The organism is Acinetobacter sp. YH1901134 (assembly GCF_013416965.1).
In the GTDB taxonomy this organism is placed as follows: domain Bacteria; phylum Pseudomonadota; class Gammaproteobacteria; order Pseudomonadales; family Moraxellaceae; genus Acinetobacter; species Acinetobacter amyesii.
On the sequence record NZ_VPEW01000006.1, the window covers coordinates 120,325 to 133,948 of the forward strand.

Sequence of the window (13,624 nt, forward strand, 5' to 3'; positions counted from 1 at the left end):
TTTTTTATGACGCTATCTGATGAAACAGTGTGAGACTTTCTAAAAAATGGCGATTTAAAATACACTCAGCAATAAACAGCATACTTTATAGTTTGTGATGCATCGTTTTATCTAATGATTGAGCAGGAAAATTCAGTCAGATGGGTCTGTTTTAAAGTGCAAAATAAATCTAGCCGCATAAAAAAACCGCCCCAAAGGGGCGGTTTTTAGATTCGCACAATTCTTTCGAATTAACGACCTTGGATATCGCGTTGAGTTTCGCCAGTGTAAAGCTGACGAGGACGACCGATTTTGTAAGGTGCGCTGTGCATTTCTAACCAGTGGCTGATCCAACCAACAGTACGTGCAAGAGCGAAGATAACAGTAAACATTTCTGTTGGGATACCAATCGCTTTAAGGATGATACCTGAGTAGAAGTCTACGTTAGGGTATAGGTTACGTTTGATGAAGTATTCGTCAGAAAGCGCAATACGTTCAAGTTCCATAGCCAAAGCAAGTTGTGGATCGTTGATACCAAGTGCAGTTAACACTTCGTCACAAGTCTCTTTCATTACTTTCGCACGTGGATCGAAGTTTTTGTAAACTCGGTGACCGAAGCCCATAAGTTTAACTTCTTTAGTTTTCACTTTTTCCATGAACGGAGCAACGTTTTCTACAGTGCCGATTTCATCAAGCATCTTAAGAACAGCTTCGTTCGCGCCGCCGTGAGCAGGTCCCCATAGAGCCGCGATACCCGCAGCGATACATGCGTATGGGTTAGCGCCAGTAGAACCAGCAAGACGTACTGTAGAAGTAGACGCGTTTTGTTCGTGGTCAGCATGAAGCGTGAAAATACGGTCCATCGCTTTAGCAAGAATAGGGTCAACTTTGTAATCACGGTCTGCAGGAGTAGCAAACATCATGTACAAGAAGTTTTCTGCGTAGCTTAAATCGTTACGTGGGTAAACGAATGGTTGGCCTACTGTGTATTTGTAAGTCCAAGCAGCTAAAGTAGGAACTTTAGCGATTAAGCGAATAGCAGTGATTTCGCGGTGATCAATGTTTTCAACATCGAAACCGTTGTGATAGAACGCAGAAAGCGCACCAACAACACCACACATGATCGCCATAGGGTGAGCGTCACGACGGAAACCATTGAAGAAACGGCCAACTTGATCGTGAACCATAGTGTGGTTACGAACTTTAGCATCGAATTCTTGTTTTTGTTCAGCAGTAGGAAGCTCGCCGTTCAAAAGAAGGTAGCAAGTTTCTAAGTAGTCTGCTTTAGTAGCAAGCTGGTCGATTGGGTAGCCACGGTGTAGAAGAACACCTTTACCGCCGTCAATGAAAGTGATTTTAGATTCACAAGCAGCCGTTGAGACAAAACCAGGATCAAAAGTAAAGTGACCTGCGGCCAACACATCTTTAACGTCAATTACATCTGGGCCTAGAGTGCCACTGTAAATTGGTAAGTCAATTTCTTTGCCATCAAGCTGTAAAACGGCTTTTTTGCCAGTTGCTTCAGACATTCAATAGATCTCCTGTCCTGGTGAATGTTTTATCTGACTCAGTACTAATCTTTTAATGCGAGAATCAGACAGATCAAAAATTTGCTCTAAGATTAGAGGGAACTGAAATTTTGTCAATTATACTTATGGATATAAATTGAGGATCATTCCTTGAAATGAAGCACAATTTATACGCTTAAAAAATGAGTAAAATCACAGTGCCGACGCAGTATAATAAGTCAATTTGCAGGGGAGGTGCAGATTAAAAAAAGCCTATTGCCTTAATTGTAAGCAATTTTTAATTCTTAAAAACTCTGAAACAAATATGAATTACAAGACCGCTATTTCATTAAATTATTATAATTTTCGTAACTTACACACATCTGTGGCTCTAAATTGCTTTTTTCTTATTCATAATTAAAACGACTTAATCGTACTTAAAAAAAAGTTCGTTTGGTTAAAAAATAGTTAATTAAACGCCTTTAAAAGATCAATAAATGAACATTTTTGTCATTGGAAAGGTAAAAAATGGAGTTTTATTAAACAGATTTGCTGTTGCTGAGATTTTTATGCACAGACTAAGTGCTTATTTCGTTTCATGATCTTTCAGTTTTATCATTTGAGAAAATGGTGCACATTTATTTTTATGATTATGGCTTGGCGAATGTGTTGGAAGATTTTAAAATGTAGTGGGAAAAGAAAGATTTAGATTTGTTCATCTTTAGTCTAAAAGTTTAAATCGCCATATACACACAAAAACAATAAGTGAAACTTACATTTAACCGATTAAAACCAATAACATAGTGTGATTTTCTTAGATAAATAAGGTATTTGTTTTTAGAAAAATTATTGTTAATGATTCTTATTTAAGGATATTTTGCAAAATTCCTAATTGTCTTCGTTTGTGTTTTGAAAGTTCACGTTTTATAATTCCCTGTCGTTTATAAGATCAGACAGCTGCAGAGTTTATTATATTGTAATGTCTGACTATGCTAGCTTTCCTACGAATTAATTCCAACAAACTCCGGATGGAGTTTTTACTTACAGGATGCCCGCTGTGAAAAGCAACAGACCTGTCAATTTGTCCATGGGTCAAGTTTTAGACGTAAACTTAAAATCCCCTGTGGCTATTGCATCAATTTTACACCGTCTATCAGGTGTTATCGTATTTTTACTCGTACCGGTCCTTCTTTGGATTTTAGACAAATCTTTATCTTCACCTGAAGGTTTTGCGCAAGTTCAAGCTGTGTTTGATAGCTTTATTGTGCGTTTTGTCGTATGGGTATTTGTAGCCGGCTTAATTTATCACCTTATCGGTGGTATCAAGCATCTATTTGCAGATCTTGGCGTTGCTGAAGAACTTCAAAGTGGTCGTATCGCAGCTACTATTTCATTGATCTTGTCTGCAATCGGTATTGTTGCAGCATTTGTATGGATTGTTCTCTAATGAAAAGTGCTACAGGTTTAACAGGATCAGGTTCTCGCGATTGGTTTATCCAGCGTGTAAGTGCCGTTGTATTGGCTGTTTATACTATTGTTGTACTGGGCTGGATCCTTTGCAATAGCGGATTCACTTTTGAGCAATGGTATGGCTTTATGATGACAACACCAATGAAGATTATGTCTTTATTGTCTGTCTTATCTCTTGTTGCGCATGCTTGGATTGGTATGTGGCAAGTATTCACTGACTATGTGACTACTCGTCAAATGGGTCCTTCAGCAAACGGTCTGCGTTTAGTGCTGACTTCTGCAGTGATTGTTGCAGTATTTGCATACGCGATCTGGGTGATCCAGATTTTTTGGGCAAATTGATAGGAAAATATCATGGGCGCTATAACCCCTAAAGAAGATTACACAAATATTCCACACCTAACTTTCGATGCAGTCATCGTTGGTGGTGGTGGTTCAGGTATGCGTGCTTCTTACCAACTTGCTCAAGCTGGTTTGAAAGTTGCTGTACTGACTAAAGTATTCCCAACTCGTTCACACACTGTTGCAGCGCAGGGTGGTATTGGTGCATCTCTTGGTAACATGCAAGAAGATAACTGGCACTACCACTTCTACGATACAGTTAAAGGTTCTGACTGGTTAGGTGACCAAGACGCAATTGAGTTTATGACTCGTGAAGCGCCTCAAGTTGTATATGAGCTTGAACACCTAGGTATGCCATTTGACCGTAACGCTGACGGTACAATTTACCAACGTCCGTTTGGTGGTCATGCTGCGAACTATGGTGAAAAACCAGTTCCACGTGCATGTGCTGCTGCCGACCGTACAGGTCACGCTCTTCTTCATACGCTTTATCAAAGCAACGTGAAAATGGGTACTCAATTCTTCGTTGAATGGATCGCACTTGATTTGATCCGTAATGAAGAGGGTGATGTGCTTGGTGTGACAGCAATTGACCAAGAAACAGGTAAAATTGCAGTATTCCAAGGTAAAGCAACATTGTTCGCTACTGGTGGTGCTGGTCGTGTTTACCGTGCATCTACTAACGCTTATATTAATACTGGTGACGGTCTTGGTATGGCAGCTCGTGCAGGTATTCCATTACAAGATATGGAATTCTGGCAATTCCACCCAACAGGTGTTGCGGGCGCAGGCGTATTGTTGACAGAAGGTTGTCGTGGTGAAGGTGCGATCCTTCGTAACGATGCTGGTGAGCCTTTCATGGAGCGTTATGCTCCGACACTGAAAGACTTGGCACCTCGTGACTTTGTATCACGTTCTATGGACCAAGAAATTAAAGAAGGTCGTGGCTGTGGTCCTAAGAAAGACTACATCTTGCTTGATATGACGCATCTTGGTGCTGAAACAATCATGAAACGTCTTCCATCTGTATTTGAGATTGGTAAGAAATTCGCGAACGTTGACATCACTAAAGAGCCAATTCCTGTAGTACCTACAATCCATTACCAAATGGGTGGTATTCCTACAAATATTCATGGTCAAGTGGTTGTTCCTGTATCTCGTGAAACTGAAGCTTTGGTTGCGAACTACAATAAAGAAACTGGTGTGTACTCACACAATGCGGGTGACCGTGATTTCACTAAACCAGTGAAAGGTTTCTATGCAATTGGTGAATGTTCATGTGTATCTGTACACGGTGCTAACCGTCTAGGTACAAACTCATTGCTTGACTTGGTTGTATTTGGTAAAGCTGCTGGTGAACATATTGTTGACTATGTAACTAAACACCACGGTGATGAATATGCACCGCTTCCTACAACTGTTCTTGAAAAAACTTTGAATCGTGTTCGTCATCTTGATGAATCAACTTCTGGTGAAAATGCTCAAGAAGTTGCAGATGCAATCCGTGACATCGTTCAAGATCACGCTGGTGTATTCCGTACATCTGCACTTCTTGAAGAGGGTGTGAAACAGATTCTTGCGCTCGAACCACGTGTACGTAACATTCACTTGAAAGATAAATCTAAAGTATTTAACACAGCGCGTGTTGAAGCTCTAGAAGTTGAAAACCTGTATGAAGTTGCGAAAGCGACACTGATTTCTGCGGCTGCACGTAAAGAATGTCGTGGTGCGCATACAGTGGTAGATTTTGAATTACCACCTGATCATGCTGACTACCCATACGGTCGTCGTGATGATGAGTGGATGAAACACACTTTATGGTTCTCTGTAGATAACCGTCTTGAGTACAAACCAGTACGTTACAAGCCTTTATCTGTAGATGCTATTCCGCCTAAACCACGTACATTCTAATTGGGAGAAGTAAGATGAGTAGAGGTACTCGTACATTTAATATCTACCGCTACGATCCTGATAAGGATGCAGCTCCGTACATGCAAACTTTTAAACTAGAGTTGACTGATAAGCATCGTATGTTGCTTGATGCACTTCTAGCATTAAAAGTTCAAGACGAATCATTAACATTCCGTCGTTCATGTCGTGAAGGTATTTGTGGTTCTGATGGTGTAAACATTAATGGTAAAAATGGTTTGGCGTGTCTTTGGAACCTAAACGACTTACCAGAAGTGATCACAATTCGTCCACTTCCAGGTCTTCCAGTAATTAAAGATTTGGTTGTAGATATGAATCAGTTCTACGATCAGTACAATAAAATCCATCCGTTCCTAATCAACAATCAGCCTGCGCCTCCTAAAGAGCGTTTGCAGTCTCCTGAAGAACGTGAACATTTAGATGGTTTGTACGAATGTATTCTTTGTGCATGTTGTTCAACTTCATGTCCATCATTCTGGTGGAACCCAGACAAGTTCTTGGGTCCTTCAGCATTGTTGAACGCATATCGCTTCATCATTGACTCTCGTGATACAGCAACTCAAGAGCGTTTGGCTCGTCTTGACGACCCATTCTCATTGTTCCGTTGTAAAGGTATCATGAACTGTGTATCTGTATGTCCTAAGGGTCTTAACCCAACTAAAGCAATCGGTCACATCCGTAATATGCTTTTAGATCTAGGTTAATAGATTTGGCAGTAAAAAGAAGCGCACCATTGGGTGCGCTTTTTTTGTCATATATAAAAGTGATGATAGTGAAAGTTATTCGCTGTCATTGCAGAGTGCTATAAATGGAATTCATAGAAACGCAGTGAATTAAAAGTATAAAGTGATAGATAAATGGTTATTTATTGATGAAACGCTCGTTCAAGTCTGTCAAAAGGATTAGAAGATGTTATTATGTAACGTAGTAAAAAGAGAGAGGATAGGAATGTCAGCTCTCTTTTGTTTTTGTATATGAGATGAGGTAAAAATCGTACGTAGACTTTTGTCTTAATTGAAAGATCATTTTATATGTAGCACCATATCATAGATGAAAATACGAACAGTGTATTTCGCTAATTTATGAGAGGTATGTGTCAAAAAAATCAATTGAAAATGCTCGAACGTGTTAGCATTTAAAGTATCACTATATGTAAAAAATGACTTTGAATTGGGTACATTTTTTCTACAATTTAAGCGCTGTAGACGGTATATAAATGTTAATAAAGTCGCTTTAGAAAAGATAATTGCGAAAAATTTATTTTTTCTAAGATGATTTGCAAAAATTGCTCGATTTATGTCGGGTATTTCTCAATGAGTAATGATGCCGCTGAGGGCGTTATTGTTCATTAATCACATTGGGTAATCCTAATGTAGTGATAACGCCTCAAGGCTTAAGCCTAATGGGGACTAATGTCATATTACCAATTTGACATTACTAATCATGGGTTCGCTTAAAAAGCATCCTGAAATGTTTTGCAATAGGAAATGGGTCCACAAATGCAAGAAGTTGCTGACGCACTGCGTCTTGACACTGAACTTAGCGCTGACAGTGCAGCGTATATTGAAGAACTTTATGAGCAGTATCTAACGGCTCCAGACTCAGTAGAGGCTGATTGGCGTGAATACTTCGATAAATTCCCGAAAGGTGATCAACCACACAGCAATGTACGTGAGCAATTCCTATTATTAGGCCGTAATTCAAGCCGTGTTCAGCCAGTAGTGCAAAGTGCAGTAAGTTCTGAGCATGAACGCCGTCAAATCGGTGTATTACAGTTGATCGCTGCATACCGTAACCGTGGTCATCAAAACGCAAAATTAGATCCACTTGGTCTTGCAAAACGTGAAATCGTGCCTGATCTAGATCTTGCTGCGCACGGTCTAACTCAGTCTGACTTAGATACTGTATTTAATACAGGTAACCTTGCAATCGGTAAGTCTGAAGCAACACTTGGTGAAATGGTTCAAGCAATGGAAGCAACTTATACTGCTTCGATTGGTGTTGAATACATGCACATTGTTGATACAAAAGAAAAACGTTGGATTCAACAACGCCTTGAAGGTACTCGTGGTCAATTTGGCTACACTGCAGACCAGAAAAAACATATCCTTGAACGTCTAACTGCAGCTGAAGGCCTAGAAAAATACCTTGGTAACAAATTCGTTGGTGCGAAACGTTTCGGTGTTGAAGGTGGTGAATCTTTCATTCCTATGGTGAATGAACTTATTCAACGCGCAGGTTCAGTAGGCTGTAAAGAAGTGGTTATCGGTATGCCTCACCGTGGCCGTTTAAACCTTCTTGTAAACATCATGGGTAAAAACCCAGCTGATCTATTTGGTGAGTTTGAAGGTAAATCTCTGCATAAAAAAGGCTCTGGTGACGTTAAATACCACCAAGGTTTCTCTTCAAACGTAATGACTCCGGGTGGCGAAGTTCATTTGGCATTAGCGTTTAACCCATCACACTTAGAAATCGTTGGACCTGTAGTAGAAGGTTCTGTACGCGCACGTCAAGTACGTCGTAAAGATATCGGTGGTGATGATGTATTACCAATCATCGTTCACGGTGATGCTGCATTTGCAGGTCAAGGTGTAAACCAAGAAACCTTCCAAATGTCACAAACTCGCGGTTATACCGTGGGTGGTACAGTTCATATCGTTGTAAACAACCAAGTTGGTTTCACAACGTCTGACCCACGTGATGCGCGTTCTACAGAATACTGTACTGACATCGCGAAAATGATCCAAGCACCGATCTTCCATGTGAACGGTGATGATCCTGAATCTGTATTATTTGTTTCTCAATTGGCACACGATTTCCGTCATACATTCCGTAAAGACGTTGTAATCGATATGTTCTGCTACCGTCGTCGTGGTCATAACGAAGCCGACGAGCCAGCTGCAACTCAGCCAATGATGTATCAAATCATCAATAAAAAAGCGACTACACGTACGCTTTATGCTGACAAGCTTGTACAAGAAGGTGTTATTGATCGCGCTTCTGCTGATGCAATGGTTGAACAGTATCGTTCTGACCTTGAAGCAGGTAAACACGTTGCAAATGCGTTGGTACTTGAGCCAAATACAAAAATGTTTGTGGACTGGAAACCTTACCTAGGCCACGAATACACAGACAAATGGGATACCACTTTCCCAATCGAACGTCTAAAAGAGCTTGGTGCGAAAATGCGCGAGCTTCCAGAAGGCTTCGTGATGCAACGTCAGGTTGCTAAAGTGATTGATGACCGTCTGAAAATGCAGACTGGTGAAATGCCATTGAACTGGGGGGCTGCTGAAACATTAGCTTACGCGTCTCTTCTAGATGAAGGTTTCCTTGTTCGTTTAACAGGTGAAGACGTTGGTCGTGGTACATTCTCACACCGTCATGCAAAACTTCATAACCAAGTAGATGGTTCAACTTACATTCCATTATGTAACTTGAAAGAAAACCAACCACGTACAGCTATTTATGACTCATTATTGTCAGAAATGGCGGTTCTTGCATTCGAATACGGTTATGCAACGACTCTTCCAAAGAGCCTTGTCATTTGGGAAGCGCAATTTGGTGACTTCGCAAACTGTGCACAGGTTGTAATCGATCAGTTCATCGCGTCTGGCGAAACTAAGTGGGAACGTGTATGCGGTCTGACTATGCTTCTTCCACATGGCTTTGAAGGTCAAGGTCCTGAGCATTCATCAGCTCGTTTAGAGCGTTTCTTACAGCTATGTGCTGAAGAAAACATGCAAGTGATCACACCGACTACACCAGCGCAGATTTACCATGCGATGCGTCGTCAAGCACTTCGTCCAATCCGTAAACCAATGATCGTGACTTCACCGAAGTCTCTTCTTCGTCACAAACTTGCAACGTCTACATTAGAAGAACTTGCAAATGGTTCATTCCAAACTGTGATCGATGAAATCGACAATATCAACAAGTCAGACGTAACTCGTCTAGTGCTTTGTGGTGGTAAGGTTTACTACGACTTACTTGAAAAACGTCGTGAAAAAGAATTGAACAACACAGCAATCGTTCGTATTGAACAATTGTATCCGTATCCAGAAGCACGTCTTGCTGAAGTTCTGGCACAATATCCAAACGTTAAAGAATTGGTTTGGGCTCAAGAAGAACCGAAGAACCAAGGTGCATGGTTATTCATCGCTCCGCGTCTGTATGACGACGTGATGAAAGCGGGCAAACAAGTTCGTATTAGTTATGCAGGTCGTGAAGCTTCTGCTGCACCGGCTTGTGGTTCACCATATTTGCACGCAAAACAACAAGCTCAGCTCGTAAATGATGCTTTAGCTATCGTAGCTGAATAACAGGAGATTCTTAATAATGGCAACCGAAATTAAAGCACCGGTATTCCCAGAGTCAGTTGCTGACGGTACAGTTGCAACTTGGCATAAACAACCAGGTGAAGCAGTATCACGTGACGAAGTGATTTGTGATATTGAAACAGATAAAGTTGTTTTAGAAGTTGTAGCTCCTGCTGACGGTACGATTTCTGCAATCGTTAAAAACGAAGGCGATACAGTTTTATCGAACGAAGTGATTGCGACTTTTGAAGAAGGTGCTGCTTCTGGCGCTGCTCAAACTCAAGCTGTTCAATCAGAAGAGAAAGTAGAACAAGCTGCTGCGCAAACTCAAGCGGGCGCTGCTCCTGTTGTTGAACGTGCTCAACCTGTTGCTGATCAAGCTCCTGCAGTGCGTAAAGCATTGACTGAGTCTGGCATTGCTGCTGCTGACGTTGCTGGCACTGGCCGTGGCGGTCGCATCACTAAAGAAGATGTTGCAAACCATCAAGCTAAACCAGCTGCTCCTGCTGCTGCGCCATTAAGCGTTGCTGTTGGTGAACGTATCGAAAAACGTGTTCCTATGACTCGTCTTCGTAAGCGTGTTGCTGAACGTCTACTTGCTGCAACTCAAGAAACTGCAATGTTGACTACGTTCAACGAAGTAAACATGAAACCAATCATGGAAATGCGTGCGCAATACAAAGATGCTTTTGAAAAGCGTCATGGTGCACGTCTTGGCTTCATGTCATTCTTCGTTAAAGCGGCAACTGAAGCACTTAAACGCTACCCAGCTGTAAACGCTTCGATTGATGGCAATGACATCGTTTACCACGGTTTCTACGACATCGGTGTTGCTGTATCAAGTGACCGTGGTCTAGTAGTTCCAGTTCTTCGTGATACTGACCGCATGAACTATGCTGAAGTTGAAAACGGTATCCGTGCATACGCTGGTAAAGCGCGTGATGGTAAATTGGGTATCGAAGATATGACTGGCGGTACATTCACTATTACTAATGGTGGTACTTTCGGTTCTTTGCTTTCTACACCTATCTTAAATACGCCACAAACTGCGATTTTGGGTATGCATAAAATCCAAGAACGTCCTATGGCTGTAAATGGTCAAGTTGAAATCTTGCCAATGATGTACTTAGCGCTTTCTTATGACCACCGTCTAATCGATGGTAAAGAAGCAGTAGGCTTCCTTGTAACAATCAAAGAATTGTTAGAAGAACCAGCTAAGCTAATCCTTGATCTTTAATACTTCAGAATAATGCAATGGGCTTAGAGCGATCCTCTAAGCCCATTTTTGGAGATACACATGTCTCAATTTGATTTAGTTGTTATTGGTGGCGGTCCTGGTGGTTATGAAGCTGCTATCCGCGCTGCTCAATTAGGCTTTAAAGTAGCTTGTATTGAAAAACGTATTCATAAAGGTAAACCATCTTTAGGTGGTACTTGCTTAAACGTGGGTTGTATCCCATCTAAAGCATTACTTGATTCATCTCACCGCTATGAAGATACTGTTCATCACTTAGATGACCACGGTATTACGACTGGTGAGGTGAAATTTGATCTTGCAAAATTACTTGATCGTAAAGACAAAATTGTTAACCAATTGACGATGGGTATTGATGGCCTACTTAAAGGCAATGGTATCGAATGGTTAAAAGGTACAGGTAAATTACTTGCAGGTAAGAAAGTTGAGTTTGTATCTCACGAAGGTGAAACTCAAATTTTAGAACCTAAATATGTAATCCTTGCATCGGGTTCTGTGCCGGTAAATATTCCTGTTGCTCCTGTAGACCAAGACATTATTGTTGACTCTACTGGTGCGCTAGAGTTCCCAGAAGTACCTAAACGTCTTGGCGTAATCGGCGCGGGTGTAATTGGTCTTGAACTTGGTTCAGTATGGCGTCGTCTTGGTTCTGAAGTTGTTGTATTTGAAGCAATGGATGCATTCTTGCCAATGGCTGATAAAGCTTTGGCAAAAGACTACCAAAAAGTATTGACTAAACAAGGCCTTGATATCCGTGTTGGCGCTAAAGTTGCTGGTACAGAAGTCAATGGCCGTGAAGTTACTGTTAAGTACACGCAAGGCGGCGAAGACAAAACTCAAACTTTCGATAAATTGATCGTTTGTGTGGGCCGTAAAGCATATGCAGAAGGTTTATTGGCTGAAGATTCAGGCATTAAACTCACTGAACGCGGTTTAGTTGAAGTAAACGATTGGTGTGCAACTTCAGTTGAAGGTGTATACGCAATTGGTGACTTAGTACGTGGTCCAATGCTTGCACATAAAGCAATGGAAGAAGGCGTAATGGCTGTTGAGCGTATCCACGGTCATGCAGCTCAAGTGAACTATGACACTATCATCTCTGTAATTTACACACACCCAGAAGCAGCGTGGGTTGGTTTAACAGAAGAGCAAGCGAAAGAAAAAGGCCACGAAGTTAAAACAGGTCAATTTGGTTTCGCTGCAAATGGTCGTGCAATGGCTGCTGGTGAAAACGCAGGCTTTGTTAAGTTTGTTGCTGATGCGAAGACAGATCGTCTACTCGGTATGCACGTGATTGGACCTGCAGCGTCTGACATCGTACACCAAGGTATGATCGCACTTGAGTTCGTATCAAGTGTTGAAGACCTACAGTTAATGACTTTCGGTCACCCGACATTCTCTGAAGTCGTTCACGAAGCTGCACTTGCAGTCGATGGACGTGCAATTCACGCGATTCAGCGTAAACGTAAATAAGATGTAAAAAGAGCGGCTTAGGCCGCTCTTTTTTGTTTCAGATGGTTGTTTTAATTTGAATAATCATCTAAAAATAAAGATAAGAAATATTTTAAGATTTAAAAAGGTTAAAGCTGCTTTGACGGATGTCTGGGCTTTAATGGGTCATAACAAAGCGAAGAAAGAGTAAAAGGTTGTTCAATGAATCTACACGAATATCAAGCTAAAGCGTTATTAAAAAAATATGGTATGCCAGTCCAAGAAGGCGTATTTGTAACTACCGCAGAAGAAGCAGTCAAAGCTTTTGAGCAACTGGGTGGTAAGTTTGCGGTACTCAAAGCCCAAGTGCATGCAGGTGGTCGTGGTAAAGCAGGCGGCGTTAAAGTCGTAAAATCTGCACAAGAAGCCACTGATTATGTGAACCAAATGGTCGGCTCACGCTTAGTCACTTATCAAACAGATGCATTAGGTCAACCCGTCAGCGGTATTTTGGTAGCCGAAGATGTTTATCCTGTAGAGCGTGAATTGTACCTAGGTGCTGTAGTTGACCGTTCTAGCCGTCGTGTGACCTTTATGGCATCGACTGAAGGTGGGGTTGAAATTGAGAAAGTTGCAGAAGAAACGCCTGAAAAAATTATTAAAGTTGAAGTAGATCCTCTAGTTGGATTGTTACCATTCCAAGCACGTGAAGTGGCGTTTGCTTTAAACCTAAAAGATGGTCAAGTGAATCAATTTGTCAAAATCATGTCTGCGGCTTATCAAGCATTCATTGAAAATGATTTTGCTTTATTTGAAATTAACCCGTTATCCGTACGTGAAAATGGCGAGATTTTATGTGTGGATGCAAAAATTGGTATCGACTCAAATGCTTTATATCGCTTACCAGAAATCGCAGCACTACGCGATAAAACGCAAGAAAATGAGCGTGAGCTGAAAGCATCAGAATTTGATTTGAACTATGTTGCCTTAGAAGGCAATATTGGTTGTATGGTCAATGGTGCTGGCCTAGCGATGGCAACCATGGACATCATTAAACTCTATGGTGGTCAACCTGCAAACTTCCTAGATGTAGGCGGTGGCGCGACCAAAGAACGCGTAATTGAAGCCTTTAAAATCATTTTGGCGGATAGTTCTGTACAAGGTGTATTAATTAATATTTTTGGTGGGATTGTACGTTGTGACATGATTGCTGAAGCAATTATTGCAGCGGTTCAAGAAGTAAATGTGACTGTACCTGTGGTTGTTCGTTTAGAAGGGAACAATGCAGAGTTAGGTGCAAAATTACTTGATGAATCAGGTTTGAAATTGATTTCTGCAAATGGCTTGGCTGATGCTGCAGAAAAAATTGTTGCTGCGGTAAAAGGCTAAGG

9 protein-coding genes are annotated in these 13,624 nt (G+C 41.2%); 8 read left to right on the forward strand and 1 reads right to left on the reverse strand.

The features are described 5' to 3' along the window. Positions 1 to 230 precede the first annotated feature (230 nt). Positions 231 to 1,508: a citrate synthase gene (gene gltA / locus FTV50_RS08175; RefSeq protein ID WP_078189909.1), complete on the reverse strand. Its 1,278-nt coding sequence runs from the start codon at positions 1,506 to 1,508 to the stop codon at positions 231 to 233. Between the two features lie 1,027 nt (positions 1,509 to 2,535). Between gltA and sdhC the strand changes: the two genes are divergently transcribed. The 8 genes from sdhC to sucC all read left to right on the forward strand — a co-directional run bounded on the left by sdhC (position 2,536) and on the right by sucC (position 13,622). Further along, positions 2,536 to 2,934 carry a succinate dehydrogenase, cytochrome b556 subunit gene (sdhC, locus tag FTV50_RS08180; RefSeq protein WP_078192993.1) on the forward strand — a complete coding sequence of 133 codons (399 nt, stop codon included), beginning with the start codon at positions 2,536 to 2,538 and terminating at the stop codon, positions 2,932 to 2,934. Beyond that, a complete protein-coding gene (sdhD, locus tag FTV50_RS08185) occupies positions 2,934 to 3,299 on the forward strand; it encodes a succinate dehydrogenase, hydrophobic membrane anchor protein (RefSeq protein ID WP_180024113.1) in 366 nt (121 codons plus the stop codon). The genes sdhC and sdhD overlap by 1 nt, the downstream gene beginning before the upstream one ends. Before the next feature lie 12 nt (positions 3,300 to 3,311). Further along, entirely contained in the window at positions 3,312 to 5,210 is a 1,899-nt protein-coding gene (sdhA, locus tag FTV50_RS08190; RefSeq protein WP_078192991.1) for a succinate dehydrogenase flavoprotein subunit, read from the forward strand. Between the two features lie 14 nt (positions 5,211 to 5,224). Continuing rightward, positions 5,225 to 5,932 carry a succinate dehydrogenase iron-sulfur subunit gene (locus tag FTV50_RS08195; protein WP_078189905.1) on the forward strand — a complete coding sequence of 236 codons (708 nt, stop codon included), beginning with the start codon at positions 5,225 to 5,227 and terminating at the stop codon, positions 5,930 to 5,932. Positions 5,933 to 6,727: 795 nt separating this feature from the next. After that, a complete protein-coding gene (locus FTV50_RS08200; protein WP_078193297.1) occupies positions 6,728 to 9,550 on the forward strand; it encodes a 2-oxoglutarate dehydrogenase E1 component in 2,823 nt (940 codons plus the stop codon). A gap of 16 nt (positions 9,551 to 9,566) precedes the next feature. Then, on the forward strand, positions 9,567 to 10,784 hold the full coding sequence (odhB, locus tag FTV50_RS08205; protein ID WP_078192990.1) for a 2-oxoglutarate dehydrogenase complex dihydrolipoyllysine-residue succinyltransferase: 1,218 nt from the start codon (positions 9,567 to 9,569) through the stop codon (positions 10,782 to 10,784). Between the two features lie 60 nt (positions 10,785 to 10,844). Beyond that, positions 10,845 to 12,275: a dihydrolipoyl dehydrogenase gene (gene lpdA, locus FTV50_RS08210; protein WP_168379217.1), complete on the forward strand. Its 1,431-nt coding sequence runs from the start codon at positions 10,845 to 10,847 to the stop codon at positions 12,273 to 12,275. A gap of 180 nt (positions 12,276 to 12,455) precedes the next feature. Continuing rightward, complete coding sequence (sucC, locus tag FTV50_RS08215; RefSeq protein WP_180024114.1) at positions 12,456 to 13,622, forward strand: ADP-forming succinate--CoA ligase subunit beta; 1,167 nt, start codon at positions 12,456 to 12,458, stop codon at positions 13,620 to 13,622. Positions 13,623 to 13,624: the final 2 nt, after the last annotated feature.

Bases quoted from the DNA above. Each gene is read 5' to 3' on its own strand.
- gltA (WP_078189909.1), bottom strand. From the start codon at position 1,508: ATGTCTGAAGCAACTGGCAAAAAAGCCGTTTTACAGCTTGATGGCAAA.
- sdhC (WP_078192993.1), top strand. From the start codon at position 2,536: ATGCCCGCTGTGAAAAGCAACAGACCTGTCAATTTGTCCATGGGTCAA.
- sdhD (WP_180024113.1), top strand. From the start codon at position 2,934: ATGAAAAGTGCTACAGGTTTAACAGGATCAGGTTCTCGCGATTGGTTT.
- sdhA (WP_078192991.1), top strand. From the start codon at position 3,312: ATGGGCGCTATAACCCCTAAAGAAGATTACACAAATATTCCACACCTA.
- FTV50_RS08195 (WP_078189905.1), top strand. From the start codon at position 5,225: ATGAGTAGAGGTACTCGTACATTTAATATCTACCGCTACGATCCTGAT.
- FTV50_RS08200 (WP_078193297.1), top strand. From the start codon at position 6,728: ATGCAAGAAGTTGCTGACGCACTGCGTCTTGACACTGAACTTAGCGCT.
- odhB (WP_078192990.1), top strand. From the start codon at position 9,567: ATGGCAACCGAAATTAAAGCACCGGTATTCCCAGAGTCAGTTGCTGAC.
- lpdA (WP_168379217.1), top strand. From the start codon at position 10,845: ATGTCTCAATTTGATTTAGTTGTTATTGGTGGCGGTCCTGGTGGTTAT.
- sucC (WP_180024114.1), top strand. From the start codon at position 12,456: ATGAATCTACACGAATATCAAGCTAAAGCGTTATTAAAAAAATATGGT.